The organism is Streptomyces sp. CA-179760 (assembly GCF_050937045.1).
In the GTDB taxonomy this organism is placed as follows: Bacteria; Actinomycetota; Actinomycetes; order Streptomycetales; family Streptomycetaceae; genus Streptomyces.
Map to the genome: position 1 here is coordinate 1,740,957 of NZ_JBNJLZ010000001.1, position 24,153 is coordinate 1,765,109.

At 72.1% G+C, this 24,153-nt stretch carries 21 protein-coding genes and 1 pseudogene; 9 read left to right on the forward strand and 13 right to left on the reverse strand.

Going from position 1 to position 24,153, the window contains the following annotated elements; genetic code table 11:
• Positions 1-13: 13 nt before the first annotated feature.
• The 5 genes and pseudogenes from ACQEV8_RS07645 to ACQEV8_RS07665 form a co-directional block, all read right to left on the reverse strand.
• Positions 14-898, reverse strand: coding sequence for an SGNH/GDSL hydrolase family protein (locus ACQEV8_RS07645; RefSeq protein ID WP_432958413.1), 885 nt, complete (start codon positions 896-898; stop codon positions 14-16).
• On the reverse strand, positions 895-2,073 hold the full coding sequence (locus tag ACQEV8_RS07650; RefSeq protein WP_432958415.1) for a glycosyltransferase: 1,179 nt from the start codon (positions 2,071-2,073) through the stop codon (positions 895-897). Before ACQEV8_RS07650 ends, ACQEV8_RS07645 begins: the two co-directional genes overlap by 4 nt.
• Positions 2,070-3,196 (reverse strand): annotated as a pseudogene (locus ACQEV8_RS07655) (glycosyltransferase family 4 protein). Before ACQEV8_RS07655 ends, ACQEV8_RS07650 begins: the two are co-directional and overlap by 4 nt.
• Positions 3,197-3,404: 208 nt before the next feature.
• Complete coding sequence (locus ACQEV8_RS07660; RefSeq protein ID WP_432958417.1) at positions 3,405-4,823, reverse strand: HEAT repeat domain-containing protein; 1,419 nt, start codon at positions 4,821-4,823, stop codon at positions 3,405-3,407.
• A 300-nt stretch (positions 4,824-5,123) separates the two neighbouring features.
• Positions 5,124-5,516, reverse strand: a complete 393-nt coding sequence (locus ACQEV8_RS07665) for an ankyrin repeat domain-containing protein (RefSeq protein WP_432958419.1) — start codon at positions 5,514-5,516, stop codon at positions 5,124-5,126.
• 298 nt (positions 5,517-5,814) lie between these two features.
• Here ACQEV8_RS07665 and ACQEV8_RS07670 point away from each other — a divergent pair, with 298 nt between their 5' ends.
• From ACQEV8_RS07670 to ACQEV8_RS07680, 3 genes are all read left to right on the forward strand, one after another.
• The gene (locus tag ACQEV8_RS07670; RefSeq protein ID WP_030843336.1) at positions 5,815-6,009 is read left to right on the forward strand and encodes a hypothetical protein; all 195 of its coding nucleotides are present in this window, start codon (positions 5,815-5,817) and stop codon (positions 6,007-6,009) included.
• A gap of 51 nt (positions 6,010-6,060) precedes the next feature.
• Positions 6,061-7,749 carry a hypothetical protein gene (locus ACQEV8_RS07675; protein WP_432958421.1) on the forward strand — a complete coding sequence of 563 codons (1,689 nt, stop codon included), beginning with the start codon at positions 6,061-6,063 and terminating at the stop codon, positions 7,747-7,749.
• A gap of 119 nt (positions 7,750-7,868) precedes the next feature.
• Positions 7,869-8,831, forward strand: a complete 963-nt coding sequence (locus ACQEV8_RS07680) for an IS481 family transposase (RefSeq protein WP_432958423.1) — start codon at positions 7,869-7,871, stop codon at positions 8,829-8,831.
• 183 nt (positions 8,832-9,014) lie between these two features.
• Here the strand turns inward: ACQEV8_RS07680 and ACQEV8_RS07685 are convergent, their stop codons facing one another.
• The gene (locus ACQEV8_RS07685; RefSeq protein WP_432958283.1) at positions 9,015-9,977 is read right to left on the reverse strand and encodes an IS481 family transposase; all 963 of its coding nucleotides are present in this window, start codon (positions 9,975-9,977) and stop codon (positions 9,015-9,017) included.
• A 239-nt stretch (positions 9,978-10,216) separates the two neighbouring features.
• Positions 10,217-11,716, reverse strand: a complete 1,500-nt coding sequence (locus ACQEV8_RS07690; protein ID WP_432958425.1) for a PLP-dependent aminotransferase family protein — start codon at positions 11,714-11,716, stop codon at positions 10,217-10,219.
• 100 nt (positions 11,717-11,816) lie between these two features.
• Here ACQEV8_RS07690 and ACQEV8_RS07695 point away from each other — a divergent pair, with 100 nt between their 5' ends.
• The 4 genes from ACQEV8_RS07695 (at position 11,817) to ACQEV8_RS07710 (ending at position 15,285) form a co-directional block, all read left to right on the forward strand.
• Entirely contained in the window at positions 11,817-12,470 is a 654-nt protein-coding gene (locus ACQEV8_RS07695; protein WP_432958426.1) for a YczE/YyaS/YitT family protein, read from the forward strand.
• Positions 12,467-13,234 (forward strand): glycerophosphodiester phosphodiesterase, encoded by a 768-nt coding sequence (locus ACQEV8_RS07700; protein ID WP_432958427.1) that lies wholly within the window; start codon positions 12,467-12,469, stop codon positions 13,232-13,234. Before ACQEV8_RS07695 ends, ACQEV8_RS07700 begins: the two co-directional genes overlap by 4 nt.
• Before the next feature lie 48 nt (positions 13,235-13,282).
• Positions 13,283-14,629: an MFS transporter gene (locus tag ACQEV8_RS07705; protein ID WP_432958429.1), complete on the forward strand. Its 1,347-nt coding sequence runs from the start codon at positions 13,283-13,285 to the stop codon at positions 14,627-14,629.
• A gap of 278 nt (positions 14,630-14,907) precedes the next feature.
• Positions 14,908-15,285, forward strand: coding sequence for an RNA polymerase-binding protein RbpA (locus ACQEV8_RS07710; RefSeq protein ID WP_184597099.1), 378 nt, complete (start codon positions 14,908-14,910; stop codon positions 15,283-15,285).
• A 135-nt stretch (positions 15,286-15,420) separates the two neighbouring features.
• On the opposite strand, the gene fxsA is transcribed toward ACQEV8_RS07710, so the two are convergent.
• From fxsA to ACQEV8_RS07730, 4 genes are all read right to left on the reverse strand, one after another.
• Positions 15,421-15,996, reverse strand: a complete 576-nt coding sequence (gene fxsA, locus ACQEV8_RS07715; RefSeq protein ID WP_432958431.1) for an FxsA family membrane protein — start codon at positions 15,994-15,996, stop codon at positions 15,421-15,423.
• A gap of 76 nt (positions 15,997-16,072) precedes the next feature.
• On the reverse strand, positions 16,073-16,876 hold the full coding sequence (locus ACQEV8_RS07720) for a polyprenol monophosphomannose synthase (protein ID WP_432958433.1): 804 nt from the start codon (positions 16,874-16,876) through the stop codon (positions 16,073-16,075).
• 532 nt (positions 16,877-17,408) lie between these two features.
• The gene (locus ACQEV8_RS07725; protein ID WP_432958435.1) at positions 17,409-19,010 is read right to left on the reverse strand and encodes an amidohydrolase; all 1,602 of its coding nucleotides are present in this window, start codon (positions 19,008-19,010) and stop codon (positions 17,409-17,411) included.
• A gap of 66 nt (positions 19,011-19,076) precedes the next feature.
• Positions 19,077-19,517: an Lrp/AsnC family transcriptional regulator gene (locus tag ACQEV8_RS07730; protein ID WP_382840758.1), complete on the reverse strand. Its 441-nt coding sequence runs from the start codon at positions 19,515-19,517 to the stop codon at positions 19,077-19,079.
• Positions 19,518-19,785: 268 nt separating this feature from the next.
• Here ACQEV8_RS07730 and ACQEV8_RS07735 point away from each other — a divergent pair, with 268 nt between their 5' ends.
• Positions 19,786-20,220 carry a hypothetical protein gene (locus ACQEV8_RS07735; RefSeq protein WP_432958437.1) on the forward strand — a complete coding sequence of 145 codons (435 nt, stop codon included), beginning with the start codon at positions 19,786-19,788 and terminating at the stop codon, positions 20,218-20,220.
• 430 nt (positions 20,221-20,650) lie between these two features.
• On the opposite strand, the gene ACQEV8_RS07740 is transcribed toward ACQEV8_RS07735, so the two are convergent.
• Positions 20,651-21,823, reverse strand: coding sequence for an acyl-CoA dehydrogenase family protein (locus ACQEV8_RS07740; RefSeq protein WP_432958439.1), 1,173 nt, complete (start codon positions 21,821-21,823; stop codon positions 20,651-20,653).
• Between the two features lie 330 nt (positions 21,824-22,153).
• Here ACQEV8_RS07740 and ACQEV8_RS07745 point away from each other — a divergent pair, with 330 nt between their 5' ends.
• On the forward strand, positions 22,154-23,422 hold the full coding sequence (locus tag ACQEV8_RS07745) for a glycoside hydrolase family 18 protein (protein ID WP_432958440.1): 1,269 nt from the start codon (positions 22,154-22,156) through the stop codon (positions 23,420-23,422).
• Positions 23,423-23,473: 51 nt separating this feature from the next.
• On the opposite strand, the gene ACQEV8_RS07750 is transcribed toward ACQEV8_RS07745, so the two are convergent.
• Positions 23,474-24,133, reverse strand: a complete 660-nt coding sequence (locus tag ACQEV8_RS07750; RefSeq protein WP_399020921.1) for a TetR/AcrR family transcriptional regulator — start codon at positions 24,131-24,133, stop codon at positions 23,474-23,476.
• Positions 24,134-24,153: the final 20 nt, after the last annotated feature.

Consider the following 24,153-nt stretch of genomic DNA (forward strand, 5'->3'; position numbering starts at 1 on the left):
GCCGCCGACCGGGTCAGACCGCATCCGCCTGCTCCGCCACCGACAGCGCGGCCAGCGCGGCCGACACCGCCGCGGAGGCCCGCAGGTCGAGCCGGGCGCTGGTCCCCCGGGCGCGGTGCCGCAGTTCGTCGGCGGCCAGGGTCAGGAGCTGGGGCAGCAGGTCGGTGCACCGGCGCGCCACCCAGCCGGTACCGGCCGTGGCCAGCCACCACAGGCTCGCCGACTTCGCCGGGACGGGAAAGTCGGGCTCGGGCGAGGGCGCGGGCCCCGTCGCGAGGCCGTGCTCCGCGAGCAGCGCGTGGAAACGCAGGGCCAGTTGCCGGTGTCCCCGCTCGCCGGGGTGCAGCCGGTCCGCGCTCCACATGGCGCGGTCCGTGGTCCAGTCGCCCTCGCACGCGTGCAGGTGCAGGGCGTCGTACCGGTCGGACAGCACATGGACGACCGCGTTCACGGCCCGTTGCCGCCGCGCCAGCGGGTGGGCCAGGGCCCCCGGCAGCCCGAGCATCGTGCCCGGGTCGGGCAGGCACGCGGTGAGCAGGACCGCGCCCTGTTCGCTGAAGGCGCCGTACACCCGGTCGAGCCGGGCTGCCACGGCCTGGATGTCGAAGGTGCGGCGCAGGGTGTCGTTGACGCCGACGACGACGGACACGAGCTCGGGCCGCAGCTCCAGCGCGGCGGGCAGCTGCCGCTCCAGCACGTCCCGGGTCTGCGCCCCGCTCACCGCGAGGTTGGTGAACCGGGCGGGCCCGTCGGCGATCCCGTCGGCGAGCAGCGCGGCCCAGCCGCGCCACCCGTCGCCGACGGGATCGCCCACCCCCTCGGTCAGCGAGTCGCCGAGGGCCACGAACCGCGAAGGCCCCACGAAACCCGGCGCTCCCAGGAACCGCGGGCGTCTCATGCCACGCCTCCGGGCACGTACGGGCGCACGGGGACCGCCGCGTCGTGTGCGGCCAGGAAGGCGTCGACCGCCGCGTTCCAGCCGAAGCACTCCGCACGCGCGCGTGCGGCCACACGCCGGTCCGTCTCCAGGCCTTCCAGCAGCAGGTCCACGGCATCCGCGAAGGCCTCCCCGTCGTCCGCGGCGACGGCCCCGGCGGAGCCGATCACCTCGGACAGCGCGGACGACGCGCTGGCCACCACGGGCGTGCCGCACGCCATGGCCTCCAGCGCGGCGAGCCCGAAGGTCTCGGCGGGCCCCGGCGCCAGGGCGACATCGGCGGACGCCTGGAGCGCGCCCAGCAGCCCGCGGTCGGAGACATGCCCGAGGAAGGTGACCGGCAATGCGCTCTCGCGTGCCCGCTGTTCGAGCCGCGCGCGCAGCGGACCGTCGCCGGCCACCACCAGCACCGCCCGTCGCCCGCGCCGCCGCAGCATCTCCAGGGCGTCCAGCGCCGTGCCGGGCCGCTTCTCCACGGACAGCCGTGAGCACATCACGAGCAGCGTCTCGTCCTCGCGCGCGTGCCGCGCCCGCAGCTCCGGATCGCGCAGCGCCGGGTGCCGCTGCACCAGGTCGACGCCGAGCGGAGCCCGGACGACGTTGCGTGCCCCGATCCGCACGAACTCCCGCTCCGCGAACTCGGTGGTGCACACCACGCGGGCGTACGTGTGGGCCGTACGGACGTTGAGGGCGTCGGCGGCACGCCGGGCGGCTCCCTCGGGCAGGCCCCAGGTGCGCAGCACGCCGTCGGCGGTCTCGTGGGAGACCATCACGGCCGGGACCCGGGCGCGCCGCGCCCACTTGCCGGTCCACCTGAGGGTCGTACGGTCGGACACCTCAAGACGGTCCGGCGCGAGCTCCTCCAGGAGCCGGGCCACCCGCCGCTTGTCGGCGAGGACGCGGTAGCCGCCGGTGCCGGGCAGCAGCGGCCCGGGGAGGGTGATCACCCGTCCCTGCTCGGTCTCGCGGTCGCTCATCCGCTCGCCGGGGACGACGAGGACGGGCTCGTGTCCCGCCGCCTTGAAGCCCTTGCCGAGTTCGCGCAGGGCGGTGCGCAGCCCCCCGGAGGCAGGCGCGACGAAGTTGGCGAGGCGGACGATGCGCAGCGCCTGGCCTGTCCCGTTCCCCGCGCTCATGCCGCCACCACCGTCCTGCGCTCGGCGAGCACGTTCGCGTAGTGCCCGATCAGCTGGTCGCCGACGGCCGCCCAGGTGCGGCCCTCGACCGTGGCGCGCCCGGCGGCACCGAAGGCGGCCCGCAGCCCGGGGCCGTCGGCCAGGGACCGCACCGCGTCCCGTACGGCCGTCGCGTCGCGCGGCGGCACCAGCAGCCCGGTGTGCCCGTGCGCGACCAGGTCCAGCGGCCCGCCCGCGGCGGGCGCCACGACCGGCAGACCGCTGGCCATGGCCTCCTGCACTGTCTGGCAGAAGGTCTCGAAGGGGCCCGTGTGCGCGAAGACGTCGAACGAGGCGAAGACCCGGGCGAGATCGTCACCGGTGCGGCGGCCGAGGAAGACCGCGCCGGGCAGCGCCTGCTCCAGGCCGGGCCGGCTGGGGCCGTCGCCGACGATCACGACCCGGACGCCCTCCAGGCCGCAGACACCGGCGAGGAGTTCGACCTGCTTCTCAGGGGCGAGCCGGCCGACGTAGCCGACGATCAGCTCGCCGCCCGGAGCCAGCTCGCGGCGCAGGGCCTCGTCGCGGCGGTCCGGCCGGAAACGTGCGGTGTCGACCCCGCGCGGCCACAACGTGACCCGGGGCACCCCGTGCGTCTCCAGGTCGTTCAGGGCGGCGCTGGACGGGGCGAGGGTGAAGTCGGCGGCGCCGTGGACGGAGCGGATGCGCCGCCAGGCGGCGGCCTCTCCGGCGCCCATGTACGTACGGGCGTATCCGGCCAGGTCGGTCTGGTAGACGGCGACGGCGGGGACACCGAGGCGGGCGGCGGCGGCCATGCCGCGCACGCCGAGGACGAAGGGGCTGGCGAGGTGGACGACATCGGCACGGTGCTCGATGAGGGTGGCGGCCAGGCGGCGGCTGGGGAGGGCGACGCGGACCTGGGGGTAGCCGGGGAGCGGAAGGGAGGGGACGTGGACGACGCGGCACGGCGCGGAGGCGTCGGGCTTGTTTCCGGGCGCCGGGGCCGGGGCCACGACGACGGGAGTGTGACCACGATCGACGAGGTGCCGGGCGGTCTGGAGCGCGCAGTGGGCCACGCCGTTCACGTCGGGGGAAAGGATTCGGTCACGATGACGACACGCATACCGGTGTTGTCGCCGGGCCGGACGTGGCCGCGTCAACGTGGATCTTTCCGGACGAGGAACGTCCTATGAGCGTTCTGAGGTGCACCCGCGCAGGTCAGGCCGCGTCCATACGCTCCTGACCCGCGAGTCACCCCTCGTTCACCCGGGCGGCCTGAATCCGCCCCGGCGTCCTGGCGAAGAGAGGGTCACACAGGCGAGGAGGGGGGGTCACACAGCGGTCTCCTCGGGACCGATCCGGCTGCGTACGGCCGTCTGGACCTCGGCCTCCTCGGCGGGGTCGGCGGCGAGCCTGCGCAGTCGCTCCACGACTCGGGTGTCGCCGGTCTCGGCGTGCCGGGCGGCGATTTCGCGGGTGGTCTCCTCGCAGTCCCACAGGCATTCGACGGCGAAGCCGGTGGCGAAGGAGGGGTCGGTGGCGGCGAGGGCCCGGGCGGCCCGGCCGCGCAGATGGGAGGAGGCGGTCTCGCGGTAGACATGGCGGAGCACGGGTGCGGCGCAGGCGATGCCGAGCCGTCCGGTGCCGTCGACCAGGGTCCACAGGGTCGGCGCGTCGGGGCCTTCGCCGCGCACCGCCTCCCGTAGCGCCGCCAGGACCAGGTCCCGGTCGTGCACCCCGCCCAGGCAGGCGAGGACGCGTCCGGCGGCGGCACCCAGATCGTCGGGCCGGTGCGCCCAGCCGCGCGCCCGGTCCACCGCCGTGAGACTGCGCATCCGTTCGAAGGCGTCGACGGCGGCCTCCACGACGACCGTCGAGCCGGTGGCCACGGCGCACTCGATCAGGTCGAGGGCCTCGGGGTCGTTGCCGTCGGCGAGATAGCGCAGGGCGGTGCACCGGGCTCCGTCCCCGCCGTCCTTCGCGGCCTGGAGGATCTCGGCCCGGTCCTCGGGCCCTGCCACCGCGGTGAGGCAGCGGGCGGCAGGGACATGGAGTGCGGCGCCCCGGTCGAGGCCCTGCTGGGCCCATTCGAAGACGGCCTGCACGCTCCAGCCCGGGCGCGGACCCGTAGGCCTCATCTGCCGCTGCCAGCGGTCGAAACTGCCGGTCTCATGGGCGGCACGCACGCGTGTGGCGATGGATTCGCGCGGGTCCTCGGCCCACAGCCGCCACGGCCGGGGCTCGAAGGCGTCGCGGACGGTGGCGGCCAGCTCGGCCTCGCCCTCCGGATCGGCCGGGAACCGGGCGAGTACGGGCGCGGCGAGGGCCCGCAGGCCCGCGTCGTCGTCCCTGAGGGCGAGTTCGTCGAGGGCCCAGGCCCAGTTCGAGCCATGAGCGGCGTACCTGCGCAGCAGTTCGAGCGCGTCCCGCCTGCCGTAGGAGGCGAGGTGCCCGAGGACGGCGAGAGCGAGCCCGGTGCGAGACTCCTCGGTGTCGAGGACGTCCTCGGCGTCGAAGAGATGGGCCTCGATCGCGTCCAGCTCGCCGTTCAGGTCGAGGTAGAGGCGGGCGTAGTAGAGGGAGCGGTTCTCCACCTGCCAGTCGTGGCGGGGATCGCGCAGCACACAGTGGTTCAATGCCGCGAGCGCCTCGGGGCGCGGGGCGGTGAGCGCGTGCAGCGTGCCGTCGCCGCGGCCCCGCTGGAGCAGGCCGAGCAGCGTACCGCTGGGCGCTATGACCGGATCGAACATGGGAAACAGCCTCACATCAAGCGTCGACGCAACCGGGGACGTGTACTACCTGGCCGCGCGACAACACGTCGGAGTGCCCGCCGTTTCCTGCTTGCTGTAGACCATCTTCCTCTGCCTCTCGTCGGTGGCCCCTGCGGACCGCGTCACGGCCCGCGCGGTGCGGCAACACCTGCCCAACCATCACGTCCGTGAACCACGTCGTCATGATGACTCGGCTGTTCCGTCTGCCGCGACCGAAATTTCGGCGGCCCTGTACCGCCTCCCCCGTTTTCTGTGTCGTTCCAGGTCAGACTGGCCGGCTCAGCACTCGCCGAACAGTTCGAGCAGTTCCGTCCGGCCGAACATCCGGGCTGTGTCGACGGCCGAGGGCGTGCCGGCGGACGGGTCGGCGCCGCCCTCCAGGAGGGCCTTGATGACGTCCGTCTCGCCCTTGAAGGCCGCTCCCGCGAGCGGGGTCTGGCCTCGGTCGTTCACCCGGTCGGCCTCGGCGCCGCGGGCGAGCAGCGCGCGCACCGCGTCGGAGTGGCCGTGATAGGCGGCGAGCATCACGAGCGAGTCGCCGCGGTCATTGGTGAGGTTGGCCGGAACACCCGCGTCGACATACGCCACGAGCGCCTCGGTCCGTCCCCGCCGGGCCAGATCGAAGATCTTGGTCGCCAGCTCCACGACCTCGGGGTCGGGGACTTCGGTCATCGGCCGGACCGCCTCTCCACTGCTCATCACTGCGGGTGCGCACGTCTGCGACTGGTGCAGCCGTACGAGTGAATCGCCAGCGTACTGGCTCGCGCGGCACATGACCCGATGTGCCCGAGGTAAAGATCACCACGGACGCGGGCGAGCACAACACCCCAGCTCGACCGGTTCCGGGACCACGCCGCAGCCTGGGAGAAACCACCCGATTTCCACCCAGTTGCACCTTTTATCGTATGGATACATCCTGTGAGCCTGGAAGTACTCATGGTGACTGTCCCCGCGAACCAGGAGAACCCAAATGATCCTCTCCATCTCAGGCGTGGTCCTGCTCGGCATCGTCGTCTTCATCTTCTTCCGCAAGGACGGCCTCAAGGCGTCGCACGCCGTGGTCGCGATGCTCTTCGGCTTCTACCTGGCCAGCACGGCCATCGCCCCGAGCATCAAGGCAGGCGGCGAGAGCCTGGCGAGCCTCCTGGGCGGAATCAAGTTCTGACGGCCCCGCACCCGTACGCATCCCGCCCGTACGCACTCTCTGGAGGCAGCAGTGGCCCGGCGCCCCCTCCCACGCATCCTGAGCAACGGCAGCGCGCAGCTCGTCCGGAGCCGGGAGCTGGCCCGAACGGCCGCCGACAGCGCCACCGACGTCCTCCATCCGCTGATCACGATCACGCGCGGTCTGCGCCGGCTGGCAGCGGCCGGACGGCGCAGATGGAGCGAGACCCCCAAGGAGAAACGGGGAGCGCTGCTGTTCCTGGTGGCCTCCGTCATCCTCGTCGTGGCCCTGATGCCGTACGGACCGCTGCTCGCCGCCATCACCCTGATGGCGGCGGCCGCATGGCAGGGCCGGGAACACGCCGCGTCCGCCTCCGACGGGCCCGACGAGTCGCAGACCCAGCGCCTGCAGTCCCTGTACGAGGCGCTCGTGCCGTACTTCTCCACCGCCGAGGACCCCGAGCCGCTGTACTCCCACGGCGGCACCTGGGACAAGGCCTTCCCCACCTACGCCTTTGACGGCAGCGGCCGGATCTCGCACCTGGTGATCCACTACCCGGCGTACTTCGCCGACGGCGAGGCCGAGGCCCGCGCCCGGATCGAGGGCCTGCTCGCGGCCAAGTCGGGCCGGGGGCGCGAATACCACTTCTCGTGGGAAGAGGAGGGCAACCAGTTGACGGTCAGCGTGCTCATGCCGCTCGCCGTCGACATCGCCGCCCAGCGCTTCGTCACCGCTCCGGGCGAGACGGTCCTCGGCTTCACCGACCCCACCCGGGTCCAGCGCACCCTCCCCCTCGCCTACGGCGATCAGCAGCGGGACGTGCCCCCGGTCCTGTGGCGCACCGGCCTGCGCTCCACCGAGCCCCATCTGCTCGCCCTCGGCCAGCCGGGCACCGGCACCTCGACCCTGCTGCGGTCCATCGCCCTGCAGGCCCTGCAGCACGGCGATGTCGTGATCGTCGACGGCGGCGGCACCGGCGAGTACGCCTGCCTGACCGGCCGGGACGGCGTGCTGGCCGTCGAATGCGGCCTCCCCGGGGTGCTGACGAGCCTGGAATGGGCCGCGACCGAGACAGAACGCCGGCTGATCGCCGCCAACCGCGCCCACCAGGAGGGCCGCCCGCCGCCGGACGACACCAAGCGTCCCCTGTGGCTCCTCCTGGACCGTCCGACGGCGTTCACCCACCTGGCCGCCGCTCAGGACCGCAAGGACCCGCAGTCCCTCCTCCAGGTCCCGCTCCGGCACGGCCGCCCGGCGAACGTGACGGTGGTCGTGGCCGAGCAGCTGGACACCATGGAGGCCCTCGGCGAACCGGTACGGCAGCACACCCGCGCGCGCGTGGTCCTCGGCCCGGCGACGGCCGGGCAGCTCGAGTCGGTCCTGGGAGCGCCCCCGCACACGACCCCCGTCGAGGAGGTCCCGCCCGGCCGCGGCTACGCCCGCCTCGGCCTGGGCCCGGTCCACCGCCTCCAGGTCCCGGCCACGCCGAACCCCTACGACGACGCCACGTCCGACGCCCACCGCCAGGCGGTTCTGGCCCTCCTCCCGCCCCGCACGACACCGGCGGACGGGGAGACGGTCCCCGAGCCGGAGGGGACGGAGGCGGAGCCGCCCGCGACGGGCCCGAAGCCGGAACCCGCGCCGGACCCGGTACCGGTCCTGACGAAGCCGAAGGACGCGATCCCGAATCCGGTACCGGTCCTGACCAAGCCGGCGAAGACGAAGGCGAAGGCGACCTAGGTGTGCTGTCCCGGGACGTTGGTGACAGGCGACACGCCTTGAGTGGTCCTTGAACGGAGCGAGGGCCTCTGGGTTCGGTGTGGATTGCGAAGTCTGCACCGATGCCCAGGAGGCCCTCGTTGTTCCACCGTAATGCCCCGCTGACCGCGACCGGCCGGCTGCGTCTGGCCCGGTGTGTCGTCGACGGCGGATGGCCGCTCCGGCGGGCCGCGGAACGCTTCCAGGTCAGCCACACCACCGCGGCACGTTGGGCAAGCCGCTACCGCAAGCACGGCCCCGCCGGGATGCAGGACCGCTCCAGCCGCCCGCACCACCAGCCCCGCCGCACCCCGGACACTGTCGAGGAACAGGTCGTGCGCCTGCGCCGCGAACATCGCATCGGACCGGTCCGGCTGGCCGCCCGCTGCAACATCGCCGCCTCCACCGCCCACCGCATCCTGCAACGGCACCACCTGCCCGCCCTGGCCGCCTGCGACCGGGCCACCGGCGAACCCGTCCGCCGCTACGAACGCGCCCGGCCCGGCGAACTGGTCCACATCGACGTCAAGAAACTCGGCCGCATCCCTGATGGCGGCGGCCACAAGGTACTGGGCCGGGCAGCAGGCAGCCCGAACAAAGACCGCCGCAACGGCGCCGGATACGCCTACCTGCACACCGCCCTGGACGACCACTCCCGCCTGGCCTACACCGAAGACCTGCCCGACGAGAAGGCCGCCACCTGCGCGGCCTTCCTGGGCCGGGCCACCGCCTGGTTCGCCAGCCAGGGCGTCACCGTCGAACGCGTACTGACCGACAACGCCTGGGCCTACACCAAGAACACCTGGCGCGACACCTGCCAAGACCTGGGCATCGGCCCCCGCTGGACCCGCCCCTGGCGGCCCCAGACGAACGGCAAGGTCGAACGCTTCCACCGCACCCTGCTCGACGAGTGGGCCTACCAGCGTCCCTACACCTCAGATGCCGAGCGCCAGGCCGCGTTTCCCGACTGGCTGGACTGGTACAACTACCACCGACCCCACACCGGCATCAGCGGCCAAACACCAGCCAGCCGCGTCACCAACCTGTCCGATCAGCACACCTAGGGCCTGTCGTTCGGATCAGGTCGCAGGAAACTGACGGTTCCTGGAAATCGCCGGTGAGCGGGGTCTGGTGCGTGCAGTTGCAAGGCGGAGGAGGGCGGCGATGCGGAGCATCGGCAACCGACGACAACGCGGCAGATGCGCGTGCCGGACCCCGCGTCTGCGGCGTGATCCAAACGACAGGCCCTAGCTGTGCTGTTCGGAGAGGTTGGTGACGCGGCTGGCTGGGGTTTGGCCGCTGATTCCGGTGTGGGGTCGGTGGTAGTTGTACCAGTCCAGCCAGTCAGGAAACGCTGCCTGTCGTTCGGCGTTTGAGGTGTAGGGCCGCTGATAGGCCCACTCGTCGAGCAGGGTGCGGTGGAAGCGTTCGACCTTGCCGTTGGTCTGGGGCCGCCAGGGGCGGGTCCAGCGGGGGCCGATGCCCAGGTCGTGGCAGGTGTCGCGCCAGGTGTTCTTGGTGTAGGCCCAGGCGTTGTCGGTCAGCACGCGTTCAACGGCGACGCCCTGGCCGGCGAACCAGGCGGTGGCCCGGCGCAGAAAGCCGGCGCAGGTGGCGGCTTTCTCGTCGGGCAGGTCTTCGGTGTAGGCCAGGCGGGAGTGGTCGTCCAGGGCGGTGTGCAGGCAGGCGTATCCGGTGCCGTTGCGGCGGTCCTGGTTGGCCCGGCCGGCTGCGCGGCCCAGGACCTTGTGACCGCCGCCGTCGGGGATGCGGCCGAGTTTCTTGACGTCGATGTGGACCAGTTCGCCGGGCCGGGCGCGCTCATAGCGGCGGACGGGTTCGCCGGTGGCCCGGTCGCAGGCAGCGAGCGGGGGCAGGCCGTGCCGGACGAGGATGCGGTGGGCGGTGGAGGCGGCGGTGCCGCATCGGGCGGCCAGCCGCACCGGTCCGATGCGATGCTCGCGCCGCAGGCGCACCACCCGTTCCTCGATGGCGGCCGGGGTGCGGCGGGGCTGGTGGTGCGGGCGGCTGGAGCGGTCCTGCATCGCGGCGGGCCCGTGCTTGCGGTAGCGGTCTGCCCAACGCGCTGCGGTGGTGTGGCTGACCTGGAAGCGTTCCGCGGCCCGCCGGAGCGGCCATCCGTCGTCGATGACACACCGGGCCAGACGCAGCCTGCCGGTCGCGGTCAGTGGGGCATTACGGTGGAACAACGAGGGCCTCCTGGGAGCCGGTTGTTGATGTCGCAATCCACACCGAACCCGGAGGCCCTCGCCTCGTTCAAGGACCACTCAAGGCGTGTCGCCTGTCACCAACGTCCCGGGACAGCACACCTAGCCACGCCGGCTTGGCCGGGTCGCACCGGGCGCGGGCGACCCGGTCGGGCCGGCCGGGCGCCGGAACCGGCCCGGCGGCAGCTGAACGCCCTGCGCCGCTACTGAGCCGCGGAGCCCTACGCCACGAACGTCCGCGGTGCCTCTCCGGCTCCCCCGCCGCCCTCCTCCACGATTCGCGCGGCCGCGGCCAGCCGCACAGCCGCCTCCTCGGCGACCGCGCCACCCACGGTGAACGGCAGCCGCACATACCCCTCGAACGCCCCGTCCACCCCGAACCGAGGCCCTGACGGCACCCGCACGCCCACCCGCTCCCCCACCTCGGCGAGTCGCGACCCGGACAGCCCTCCGGTCCGCACCCAGAGCGTCAGGCCTCCCTGGGGCACCTCGAACTCCCACCCGGGCAGCTCCCGCCGCACCGCCGCCACGAGTTCGTCACGGTTCTCCCGCGCCTGCTCCCGCCGCACCTCCACGGCCTGTTCCCAGCCCCCCGTCCCGAACAGCCAGTTGACGGCCAGCTGCTCCAGCACGGGCGTGCCGAGGTCGGCGTAGGCCCGGGCGGCGACCAGACTGCGGATCACGTCCGGCGCGGCCCGCACCCAGCCGATACGCATCCCGGCCCAGAACGCCTTGCTCGCCGACCCCACCGTGATCACCGTGGACCCCGCCCGGTCGAAGGAGCACACAGGCTTCGGCATCCGCACGTCCGGGTCGAGCCACAGCTCGCTCATGGTCTCGTCGGCGATCAGCACGGTCCCCGCGGAGCGGGCCGCGTCCACCAGCTGCCGCCGCTGGTCCTCGCCGGCGAGCGCACCGGTCGGGTTGTGGAAGTCGGCGACGACGTACGCGATCCGGGGCGCGGCGTCCCGCAGAACCTGCCGCCAGCGGTCCATGTCCCAGCCGGTGAGCCCCTCGGCCATCGCGACGGGCACGAGCCGGGCCCCGGCCTCCCGCATCAGCTGGAGGATGTTGGCGTACGAGGGCGACTCGACGGCGATGCGTTCGCCCCTCCCGGCGAACAGATGGCAGATCGCGTCGATCGCGCCCATGGCCCCGGTCGTCACCATGATCTGCTCGGGCATGGTCGGGATCCCGCGCGCGGTGTACCGCTCGGCGATCATCGACCGCAGCGCGGGCAGCCCGGCGGGATAGTCGCCGTGCGTGTGCGCGTACGGCGGCAGTTCCTCCAGGGCGCCCTGCACGGCCCGGGTCAGCCAGGGCTCGGGGGCGGGCAGTGCCGCACAGCCCAGGTCGATCATGGAGCCGAGGGTCTCGGGCGGCAGGGGTTCCAGTCCGCGCGCGGGCAGCGGGTTCCCGGCCGGTACGGCGGTCCAGCTGCCCGCGCCGCGCCTGGACTCCAGGAAGCCCTCACCGCGCAGCGCCTCGTACGCGGCGGCGACCGTCGTGCGGCTGACGGACAGGGAGAGGGCGAGTTCCCGCTCGGCGGGCAGCCGGGCGGCCACCGGGACCCGTCCTTCGAGGACCAGCAGACGGATGCCGTCGGCGAGCGCGCGATAGGCGGGCGGCCGGCGCGTGCCGGGCCCAGCCGGGCGTTCCTGCTGGGAGTTGAGCAGCCGGGCGAGCTGCGCCGCGCCCACGGCCGAAGTCCACTGAGCCATCGGAATCAGTCCACCTTCCCCAGATTGGCCATGGATGACGTCTCCATCCAAGCCACAGGGTGTCATGCATCGGTCCACTCGCACCACAGGAGGGCACATCATGTCCACGCGGCGCCATCTCACCCGGCGGCTGACCCAGCTCTACGCCGGTCTCGCGCTGTACGGCGCGAGTTCGGCGCTGCTCGTCCGGTCGGGGCTCGGGCTGGAGCCGTGGAACGTGCTGCACCAGGGCCTCGCCCAGCGGACAGGGCTGTCGATCGGCGTGGTGCTGACGATCGTGGGCGCGGCGGTGCTGCTCACCTGGATCCCGCTGCGCCAGCGGCCGGGCCTGGGCACGGTCTCCAACGTGCTGGTCATCGGCATGGCGATGGACGCGACACTGACCCTGGTGCCCGACGCGCACGGCCCGGTGGCGCGCGTGACGCTGATGGTGACGGGAATCGTCCTGAACGGCGCGGCGACCGGCCTGTACATCGCGGCCCGCTTCGGCCCGGGTCCGCGCGACGGCCTCATGACGGGCCTGCACCAGCGCACGGGCGTCTCGATCCGCCTGGTGCGCACGGCCATCGAGTTCACGGTCGTGGCGACGGGCTTCGCCCTGGGCGGCACCGTCGGCATCGGCACCCTGCTGTACGCGGTCTCGATCGGCCCGCTCGCCCAGCTGTTCCTGCGCGTGTTCGCCGTCCCTGCGGCATCCGGCGGCAGCACGGTCGTTGCCACCGGTCAACCCCGAGGAGCGATACTGCGTCCGTGACCCCGCGGATACGTCATCCCTATCTCGACCATCCCGGCCCGATCGCCTTCGCCCACCGGGGCGGGGCCGCCGACGGCCTGGAGAACACCGTGCGGCAGTTCCGGTGCGCAGTCGAGGCGGGCTACCGGTACCTCGAGACAGACGTCCACACCACCCGGGACGGCAAGCTCGTGGCCTTCCACGACGCGACCCTGGACCGGGTGACGGACGGCGCGGGCAGGATCGCCGATCTGCCGTGGCAGGAGGTACGCCACGCGCGCGTGGCGGGCCGGGAACCGCTGCCCCTCTTCGAGGAGCTCCTGGAGACCTTCCCCGACGTGCGCTGGAACGTCGACGTCAAGGCAGATGCCGCCCTGCTGCCCTTCCTGGACCTGGTCGGGCGGACGGACTCCTGGGACCGGATCTGCCTCGGCTCGTTCTCCGAGGCCCGCGTGGTGCGCGCCCAGCGGCTGGCCGGCCCGCGCCTGGCCACGTCGTACGGCACCCGGGGCGTGCTCAATCTGCGGCTGCGTTCCTGGGGGCTGCCCGCGGCGGTGCGCCGCTCGGCGGTCGCCGCCCAGGTCCCCGAGGTCCAGTCCGGCATCCAGGTCGTGGACCGCCGCTTCCTGCACGCCGCCCACGCGCGCGGGCTCCAGGTGCATGTGTGGACGGTCAACGACCCCGAGGACATGCACCGGCTTCTGGACCTGGGTGTGGATGGCATCATGACCGATCACATCGACACGTTGCGCAAGGTCATGGAGGACCGCGGCGTCTGGGTCTGACACCCCGTCCCGCCGCCTCCGCGCGTTCACGGGGAAGCGAGGGCGCGGGTGGGCACCGACACCGTGCGGACACCGCAGGACGACGGGGCGGCGGATCTCAGACGCGAGCAGCGGGGCTGGTACTTCTACGACTGGGCGTGCTCCGTCTACTCGACGAGCGTGCTCACCGTCTTTCTGGGCCCCTATCTGACCTCGGTCGCCGAGTCGGCGGCCGACGCCGAGGGGTACGTCCACCCCCTCGGGATCCCGGTGCGCGCCGGCTCCTTCTTCGCGTACTCGGTGTCCCTGTCGGTGATCGTGGCCGTGCTGGTGATGCCCCTGGTGGGCGCCGCCGCCGACCGCACCGGCCGCAAGAAGCCGCTCCTCGCGATCGCCGCCTACACGGGCGCCACGGCCACGACGGCCATGTTCTTCCTGGACGGTGACCGCTATCTGCTCGGCGGGGCCCTCCTGGTCGTCGCGAACGCGTCACAGTCCGTGGCGATGATGCTCTACAACTCCTATCTGCCGCAGATCGCCCCGCCCGAGCAACGGGACGCGGTCTCCTCCCGAGGCTGGGCCTTCGGCTACGCGGCGGGATCGCTGGTCCTCGTGGTCAATCTCGTCCTCTATACGGGGCACGAGGGCTTCGGCATCTCCGAGAGCGCGGCGGTCCGCATCTGCCTGGCGTCGGCCGGTCTGTGGTGGGGCGCGTTCGCCCTCATTCCGCTCCGGCGGCTGCGCGACCGCGGGTCCGCCGCACGCGAGGCCGCCCTCCCCGGCTTCCGGCAGCTCGCGGCGACCGTCCGTGACATGCGCCGCCACCCGCTGACCCTGGCCTTCCTGCTCGCCTACCTCGTCTACAACGACGGCATCCAGACGGTGATCTCCCAGGCCTCGCTCTACGGCTCCGAGGAACTGGGCCTCGGGCAGTCCACGCTGATCGGCGCCATCCTGCTGGTGCAGGTACTGGCGGTGGCGGGCGCGCTGACGATGGGCCGGCTGGCGCGGACCTACGGGGCGAAGCGCACGATCCTCGGCTCGCTGGTCGCGTGGACGCTGACGCTGGCGGCCGGATACTTCCTGCCGGCCGGGGCGCCGGTGTGGTTCTTCGTCCTGGCCGCCGGGATCGGGCTGGTCCTCGGCGGCAGCCAGGCGCTGTCCCGCTCCCTGTTCTCCCATCTCGTCCCGCCAGGGAAGGAGGCCGAATACTTCGCGGCCTACGAGATGAGCGACCGCGGTATGAGCTGGCTCGGGCCGCTGCTGTTCGGGCTCACCTACCAGGTGACCGGGAGCTACCGGGACGCGATCATCTCGCTGGTGGGCTTCTTCGTCATCGGATTCGTCCTGCTCGCCCGGGTACCCGTGGGGCGTGCGATCCGCGAAGCGGGGAATCCGGTTCCTGACAAGATTTAGCACTCAGCGCGAAAGGGCTGTAGTGTACGCGTTTGGCCTGCCAGGCGTACCGTTACTGCGCGTCAAAGATGCCGAAACGCTAGGTTACATCTGCTAGCAGATGTGACAAACCGGGCGCTGGCGGGTACTGCAATGGTTGACAAGGCTGCGGCTACGACGGCGACGCTTGACCCGGAACGGGACTCGGAACGGGAATCTTTACCGCCGACCGGACGTTGACCGGATGACGACGACAGCGACACCTGTCCTGTGGGCGACAAGCCCGGGAGGCACGATTCATGAGTGAGCGAGCTCTTCGCGGCACGCGCCTCGTGGTGACCAGCTACGAGACGGACCGCGGCATCGACTTGGCTCCGCGCCAGGCCGTGGAGTACGCATGCGAGAAGGGGCACCGGTTCGAGATGCCCTTCTCGGTCGAGGCGGAGATCCCGCCGGAGTGGGAGTGCAAGGTCTGCGGGGCCCAGGCACTCCTCGTGGACGGCGATGTCCCGGAAGAGAAGAAGGGCAAGCCCGCGCGTACGCATTGGGACATGCTGATGGAGCGGCGCACCCGTGAGGAGCTCGAAGAGGTCCTCGAGGAGCGCCTGGCGGTGCTGCGCTCCGGTGCGATGAACATCGCGATTCATCCCCGGGACAGCAGCCGCAAGTCGGCCTGAGCCCTTCGGCCCTGGCCGAACAGCGCAGCAGAACCGTGGGCGCCGTACATCATGTACGGCGCCCACGGTTTTCTCATGCCCATGTACCCGTGTGCGCCGGGCGGCCCGGACTGTGTGCCCGGGCCGCCCGAACGCTCAGTGCGTCAACGGCGGGCGCGGCTCCGTGGGTGCGTCGCCCGGCTCGTCCCTGATGACCTCGCCCTGGACGACCTTGCCGTCAGGGCGGTGCATCCTGGCCTGCTGGAACGCGCCGCCCAGAGTGCCGGGGTCGGCCTCGCGGAGCTTGCGCTCGAAGGTGCGTTCGGCGGAGCCGCTCACGGCCTTCTGGACCGGTGGCAGCAGCAGGAGCAGCCCCACCGCGTCCGACACCAGACCGGGGATGATCAGCAGCAGCCCGCCCAGCATCATCAGGCCGTTGCCCTCGCTGTTCGGCCGGGCCGCCGCCGGCATCTCACCGCTCTGCTGCTGTTGCAGCGCCTCGGAGAGCTTCCGGAAGGCACGCCGGCCGGCCCGCTTGATCACGACCGAGCCGAGGACGAGGCCCGCGAGCAGGACGAGGAAGACCACCAGCCCGCTGGACGCCCCCGCGACCACGGTGAGCAGCCAGATCTCCAGCACGAGCCATGCCGCGAGCCCCAAGGGCAGGAACGTACGCAGCCGGGAACGCCGCGGCCGGGCAGGGGTACTGGGGGTCTGAGCGCCAGTCGTCATGCCTCCAGTGTGCCTGGACCCGGCTCAGTCCGGGATAAGGGCTGATCAGCCACTCCTGAGCGACCCAGAGGGTCCGCTAGGACTGGGCCGGCTTGCCGCCGCGTCCAGTGACCTTGCCGACCCGCTCCCCCACGCCCCACGCCGTGACCCGCCACAGCGCCTCGACGAGGATGTCGCGGCTCATCTTGGAGTCGCCCAGTTCGCGCTCGACGAAGGTGATCGGCACCTCGACGACGTGGTAGCCGGCCTTGACCGAGCGACGCGCGAGGTCGACCTGGAAGCAGTAGCCCTGCGAGGCGACCTCTTCGAGGCCGAGACCCTCCAGGGTCTCGCGGCGGAACGCCCGGTAGCCGCCGGTGATGTCACGCAGCGGCAGGTCGAGCGCGAGCCGGGAGTAGAGGCTGCCGCCCCGGGAGATCATCTCTCGGGACTTCGGCCAGTTCACCACCCGGCCGCCGGGCACCCAGCGCGAGCCGAGCACCAGGTCGGCGCTCTTGAGGGCGGTGAGCAGACGGGGCAGTTCCTCGGGCTGGTGGGAGCCGTCGGCGTCCATCTCGATCAGCACGCCGTAGTCGCGCTCCAGGCCCCAGCGGAAGCCCGCCAGGTAGGCCGCGCCCAGGCCCTCCTTGCCCTTGCGGTGCAGCACGTGGACGTGGTCGTCGTCCACTGTCAGCTCGTCGGCCAGCTTGCCCGTGCCGTCCGGGCTGTTGTCGTCGGCCACGAGTACGTGCGCCTCGGGGACGGCCTCGCGCACCCGGCCGACGATGCCTTTGATGTTCTCCGCCTCGTTGTAGGTCGGGATGATCACCAAGGCGGTGCCGAGCGGGCCGAACTTCCTCCCCTGGGCTCCTGCCGCGAGGGTTCCGTCGCCGTCGTTCACTGATGCCCCTTCAAGTCCGTACGCAGGGATCCACCATAGTGGGCCCGGCCTGCGATGACGCGACAGGACGTTCGAACAGGGGTGCCGAATCCGCGAGGCGCGGATAAGAACGCGCTTTCGCGGACGAGCGTACGGCGGATGGGGGCCCGGCGCCCTTCGGGCCGACCTGGGACCCGCTGGCTGCGGATCGACCGAAAGCCGTTGTCTACTGAGCGGCCGGGCCCCTCCCGGGTCACACCTCCCCGACCGGCCGAAACGTTCCCTCGGCGCTGTGCCGGCCTGAGCCTGGCTCCCAGTGGCGGTGCCCGGTGCGGCACACCGTCCCTGACCCGGCGGCGCTGCGGCGAGTGCGCGGACGTTCCCGGTCGGGCGTCCGGTGGTGGACTCCGCCGAACCTACCGGCCACCTGCGGCCGCCTGTCAACAGCCGTTTGACCTGCGCATAGTCCGGCAAAGGCCTGGTCAGTGCGGAGGATGCGCAGGTCGCGCGCCGGGGGCGTGGCACACGATCGCATGCGCGCCACCCCCGTAGATCACTCGCCCGGCCGTACGAAGACCGTGCGTCCGCCCACCACGGTGCGCAGACAGACGGGCAGGTCGCGGCCCGGGGTCAGGTCGGGCAGACCCGGGGTACCGGAGCGGGGGTCCGTCGACCAGCGGGCGACCCGGTCGTCCGGGGCCTGCACCACGAGCTCGCCGGTGCCCCACACCGCGTAGTCGGCGGGGGCGCCCGGCACCAGGACGCCCGCGTCGTCCCGTCCCACGGCCCGCCAGCCGCCGCGCGTGTGCGCCGTGAACGCGGCACGCACGGAGACGCGGTGCTCCGGCGTGCGGTGGAAGGCGGCGGCCCGGACCGTGCCCCACGGGTCGAGCGGGGTGACCGGGCTGTCGGAGCCGAAGGCGAGCGGGACACCGGCGCGCAGCAGGGCGGCGAACGGGTTCAGCGCACGTGCCCGCTCGGCACCCAGTCGCTGCGCGTACATGCCGTCCTCGCCGCCCCAGAGGGCGTCGAAGGCGGGCTGCACGGAGGCGGTGAGGCCGAGTTCGGCGAAGGCCGCGATCGCGTCCGGGGTGAGCATTTCGGCGTGCTCGACGCGATGGCGGGCGGCGCGGACGCGGGCGAGGCCCAGCTTCCCGGCGGCGGTGCGCACGCCCTCGACCACGGCGTCCACCGCCGCGTCACCGATGGCGTGGAAACCGGCCTGGAGACCCGCCTCGGTGCAGGCGACGACATGGGCGCCCACGGCGTCGGCGTCCAGATAGGAATGGCCCGAGTGACCGGCGTCGGCGTACGGCTGGTGCAGACAGGCCGTGTGCGAGCCGAGGGCGCCGTCGACGAACAGGTCGCCCGCGGCGCCGACCGCGCCCAGCTCCCGCGCCTTGGCGAGGTCCCGCTCTGCCCAGTAGCCGACGACGCGCGGCCCGGGTTCCCCGGCGGCCAGGCGCAGCAGGCCGGTGAAGTCGTCCTCGGAGGAGATCTCCGGGCCCGCGCACTCGTGGACCGTGCCGATGCCGAGGGAGACGGCGTGCGCGAGCGCGGCGCGCTGTGCCTCGACGCGCTGCTGAGGCGTTACGCCCGCGAACGCGGCGGCCCGTACGGCGTGGTGGGCGTCGGCGGTGAGTGGTCCGTCCGCGCGGGCGACGCCGGGCACCAGGTCGAGCAGGGCGGTGGTGACGACCGCCGAGTGGACGTCGATCCGGCTGAGGTAGAGAGGCCGGTGTCCGGCGGCCTCGTCCAGCTCCGCACGGGTCGGAGGGCGGCCGCCGGGCCAGCGGGCGGCGTCCCAGCCGTGTCCGAGCAGGACGCGGTCGTCCGGCCGGGAGTCGGCGAAGTCCCGTACGAGGGCCAGGGCGGCCTCGAGGGAGGGCGCCGCGGACAGATCGAGGCCCGTGAGCGCGAGCCCGGTGGCGGTGGTGTGCACATGCGCGTCCGTGAACGCCGGGGTGACCAGCGCGCCGTCGAGGTCGATCACCTCGTCGACCCCGTCCGCGAAGGCGTCGGCGGCCCCCTCCGACCCCACCCAGGCAATCTGCCCGCGTTCCACGACCATCGCCGTGGCGAACGGATCGGCAGGGCTGTGCACCTCTCCGCGACGGAGCAGGACGGTCTTCGACGGGGCGCTGGACTCACTCATGGACAACAGTCTCGCGCCTGGCCCCGATCAGTCAGAACAAGGGTCGCCTTCCGCGCCCGACGGCGGTCAGATCCGCGGTGGCCGCGCCTCGTACGGAGTGGACAGGGCCACCGTCGTCCGCGTGGAGACCCCCGCCAACGACCGCACCCGGGCGAGCAGTTCCTCCAGCTCGTGCGGCGTGGCGACCCGCACCTTGAGGATGTAGTTCTCGTCCCCGGCGACACTGTGGCAGGCCTCGATCTCCGGCACGCCCGCGAGCCGCTCCGCGATGTCGTCGGGCGCGCTGGGGTCGAACGGTTTGACCGAGATGAACGCGGTCATGGGCAGCCCGACGGCCTCCGGGTCCACGACCGCGGCGTAGCCGCGGATCACGCCGCGCTGCTCCAGCCGGCGCACCCGCTGGTGCACGGCCGACGTGGACAGACCCGTGGCCTTGCCCAGGTCGGTGTAGCTCATCCGCCCGTCCTTGACGAGCAGCTGCACGATCTGTCGGTCCAGCTCCTCCATGGCGCAAGAACCTACAGTGCCGTTGATCTCCTCCGATACCTGAGCAGCGCAGGTCATGCCCCGTTCGTGATGTGGCCGGAAGTCGACGGTCAGCCGTCCGGGGGACAAACCCACCACAGTGGGCACCTGCGCGCGGCATGTGACGAACGCCACAGGACTCGAACGGTCTCCGTGATGTTCTCGTGATTACCGCCGAGAGGGGACGGGAAGTGCTTGCTGTGGTCGAGGCCGCAGTGCCTGAACGGCCCAGTCCGAGGGGGAGAACCCAATGCAGAGTCTTAAGCGCCCTGGTCGCACCGCGCCCAAGAGGCCGCAGCTCGTCATCGAGCCCGAGCCGGAGGGCGTCGAACCCGACACCTTCGACGACGAACTCGACTCCTACGACACCTTCGAGATGTTCCGGGTCGTCTGCCCGGACTGCGCTCAGCCAATCGCGCTACTGGCGGACGAAGAGGTTCTGCCGGAGCACGCGCTGTGCGCCTCGCCGTGGAACCCGTTCGGACTCACGGTCTGTGCCGGCACCGGCCGCAGGGCCACGGACGCCCGCCCCGCGGACGAGTCCGTGGATCCTCAGGAGCAGGACACCGCCCTGCTGTTGACGCTCCCTCAGGGGCTCGACTGGCGGACCCAGCCCTTCTCGCACGTCGGCGGCCCGGGCTCGCGCCCGATCAGGGTCCCCGTCATGCGCCGCCAGGCGGCCTGAGTACGAGCCTTCCCGGCCCGCTCGCTCCACACCTGTGACTGAACCGCGCCATGGCTCACAGTGCGCCGTGGTGCGGTTCGGTGCGCCCTGACACCCTTCGGGCAGCGTGCGCTCCCGGGCCCCAGCCGAGCGGGAAGCCGGGCGAGAAGGGGCAACCCTGAACGCACGCCCTATTCCACCACCCGGTGACCTGTCCGGCCTCCGCCGCGTTGCCCTGGTATGACCCCCATCTCCTCAGCGACCGGGCGTCAGCGCCTCCTCTTCGTCCCGGCACCCGCAGAATCGGTTCGGCCGACCGCGCCGCGCTACCAGGACCCGCCCATCTACCGCGACTTGATGCGGACCTGGGCCGAGCGTGGCCGCACCCTGCCGGGCCGGCACGACCCGGAGTGGATGCGGCTCGCGGCGCCCTGGCGGGGCCTCGACCAGTTCAGCGTTCCTCTGGACCCACGAGATGCCGGGCGATGACCATCCGCTGGATCTGGTTGGTGCCCTCGACGATCTGCAGCACCTTGGCCTCGCGCATATAGCGCTCGACCGCGAAGTCCGCGGTGTAGCCGTAGCCGCCGAGGATCTGCACGGCGTCGGTGGTGACCCGCATCGCGGTGTCGGTGCAGTGCAGCTTGGCCATGGCCGCCTGCCTGGCGAACGGCCGGCCCGCGTCCCGCAGCCGCGCCGCCGCGAGGTAGAGCGCCCGGCCCGCCTCGATCTGTGTCGCCATGTCGGCGAGCATGAAGCGCAGCCCCTGGAAGTCAGCGATCGCCTTCCCGAACTGGCGCCTTTCGGCCGCGTACCCCAGCGCCTCGTCGAGCGCCGCCTGCGCCACGCCGATCGCGCACGCCGCGATGCCGAGCCGGCCCGAGTCGAGCGCGGACAGGGCGATCGCGAAGCCCTGCCCCTCCTCGCCGATGCGCCGGTCGTCGGAGATCCGTACGCCGTCGAAGTGGACCTGGGCGGTGGGCGAGCCCTTCATCCCCATCTTCTTCTCTGGCGCCGCCGCGCTCACCCCCGGCGCGTCGCCGGGCACCAGGAACGCGGTGATCCCGCGCGGGCCCTCCTCGCCGGTGCGCGCCATGACCGTGTAGAAGTCGGCGATCCCGCCGTGGGTGATCCAGGCCTTGGTGCCGGTGATCACCCAGCCGTCGCCGTCCCGCACCGCCTTGGTGCGCAGGGCCGCCGCGTCCGATCCGGACTGCGGCTCGGAGAGGCAGTAGGCGCCGAGCAGGCCGCCGGCGAGCATCCCGGGCAGGTGCTCGACCTGCTGTTCCTTGGTGCCGTAGGCGGCGAGCGCGTAGGAGGACAGGGAGTGCACGCTGACGCCGAGGCCGACCGTGAGGCGGGCCGCGGCCAGCTCTTCGAGTGCCTGGAGATAGACCTCGTACGGCTGGTCGCCGCCGCCGTACTCGGACGGGTACGGCAGGCCGAGCAGTCCGGAGTGCGAGAGCAGGGTGAACAGCTCACGCGGGAAGCGGCCGGCGTCCTCCTCCTCGGCCGCCTTCGGGGTGATCTCCTGCCGCGCGATGTCACGGACGAGCGAGATCAGTTCCCGGGCCTCCTCCGTGGGCAGTTGTCGGTCCACCGGCTGCGGGGCGCGGTCGGGCATGGCGACGCTCTCCTCCCTGTCGGGCACTGGCGGTCGGGCCCATGGGTGGGGCGGCGCCGCCGGGTCGTTCTGGTGCCTGGCCGATGCTTGCAGTCCCGGGTCTCGGAAGCTGCTGACCAGCGGCTGTGCGCTGTGAGTATGCCCGATCGGAGGCATGCAGTCACCAGTTAACGACCGCTTACTTCAGGTAATGCCCGAGCACATCCGCCGGATCGAGATTGGTCCGCACCATTGACCGAACTGGTCTAGTCCTCCTACCGTTTCGCTTCACCGATTCATCGCGTGCATGCCAATCGGCGCGCGTTCCCTCTCCCCACGAGGAGACTCCGGATGCACACCCCCCACACCTCCCGCTTCCGGGCCATCGTGTCCGCGGCCTGTTGCGCCGTGCTCGGCGCCGGTCTACTGGCCGGCGCGGGCACCTCGACCGCCACCGCGACGACCTCGGCTCAGGAGGCCGCCGCGGCATCGAAGGCCGCACCCGGCTCCAGGGCCGCCGGATCCAAGGTCATCGGGTACTTCACCGAATGGGGCACCTACGACCGCAAGTACTACGTCAAGAACATCGAGACGTCGGGCTCGGCGGCCAGGCTCACGCACATCAACTACGCGTTCGGCAACGTCACCGGCGGAAAGTGCGCGATGGGAGACGCCTACGCGGCCACCGACCGGGCCTACACCGCAGCCGAGTCCGTCGACGGCAAGGCCGACACCTGGGACCAGCCGCTGCGCGGCACCTTCAACCAGCTGCGCGAGCTGAAGCGGAAGCACCCGGACCTCAAGGTGCTGTGGTCCTTCGGCGGCTGGACCTGGTCGGGCGGCTTCGGCGAGGCCGCCAGGAACCCGGCCGCCTTCGCCCAGTCCTGCTACGACCTGGTCGAGAACTCCAAGTGGGCCGATGTCTTCGACGGCATCGACATCGACTGGGAGTACCCGAACGCCTGCGGCGCCACCTGCGACACCAGCGGCAAGGCGGCCTTCCGGAACCTGACGCAGGCCCTGCGTGCCAAGTTCGGCGCCGCCAATCTCGTCACCGCGGCGATCACCGCCGACGCCACGCCCGGCGGCAAGATCGACGCGGCGGACTACGCGGGCGCCGCCCGGTACGTCGACTGGTACAACCCGATGACGTACGACTTCTTCGGCGCCTGGGACACCGCCGGCCCGACGGCCCCGCACTCCCCACTGACCTCGTACTCCGGCATTCCGAAGGCGAACCTCCACACGTCGGCGACCATCGCGAAGCTCAAGGGCCTCGGTATCCCCGCCTCGAAGCTGCTGCTCGGCATCGGCTTCTACGGGCGCGGCTGGACCGGCGTCACCCAGTCGGCCCCCGGGGGCACCGCGACCGGCCCGGCGGCGGGCACGTACGAGCAGGGCATCGACGACTACAAGGTGCTCAAGGCCAAGTGCCCGGCGACGGGGACGGTGGCCGGCACGGCCTACGCCAAGTGCGGGAACAACTGGTGGAGTTACGACACCCCGGCGACCATCGGGACCAAGATGACGTACAAGAACCAGCAGGGTCTGGGCGGCACGTTCTTCTGGGAGCTGAGCGGTGACACGGCGAACGGTGAGCTGATCAAGGCCATCAGGTAACGCGGGGCGGGCCGAGGGCGGAGGGACCGTGACGGGCCCTCCGCCCCCGCCTCACGCGTCCTGGCGGGCGGCCGCCTGCGGGGCCGGGTAGGCGGGGTCCAGGTCCTCGATCGCGCGCAGGGCGCCGCCGAGCCCCTTCACCAGCAGCTCGCACATGGTCTCGCGGGGCAGTTCGGGGCGGTCGATCCATTCGAGGGTGGCGCCCTCGACGCTGCACACCCAGGCCAGCAGGCCCATCCGCGCCAGCGGGGTGATGTCGACGCGGCCGTACGCGCCCTCGGCGATGGTGGCGACGATGGCCTCGCGCACACCGTCCCGGATGGCGTGCACCTCGGTGTCGAAGCCGACCCCGCCGCTGACGATCGTGCGGTACGCGGCCTGGTGGTTCTCGGCGTACCGCAGATAGCTGTCGATCGTGCGCTGGACACGGTCGACCGGGGGGAGTTCCAGCCCGCTCGCCGCCAGGGTGACCAGGTCGGTGACCGAGTCCTGGATGATGGCCAGGTAGTAGCCCCGCTTGGACTGGAAGTAGTAGTAGATGAGCCCCTTGGCGACGTGAGCCTGCCGGGCGATGTCGTCCATCGAGAGCGCGTCGTAGGACGTGTCGGCGAACAACCTCCGGCCGATGGCGATGAGTTCGGCACGGCGCGCCAGCGAGCGCTCGGTGCCGCGGGCTCTGGGGCGCGCGGCAGGCTGTTGACTGATATTCAATTTCGACCCTGGTTCCAGGC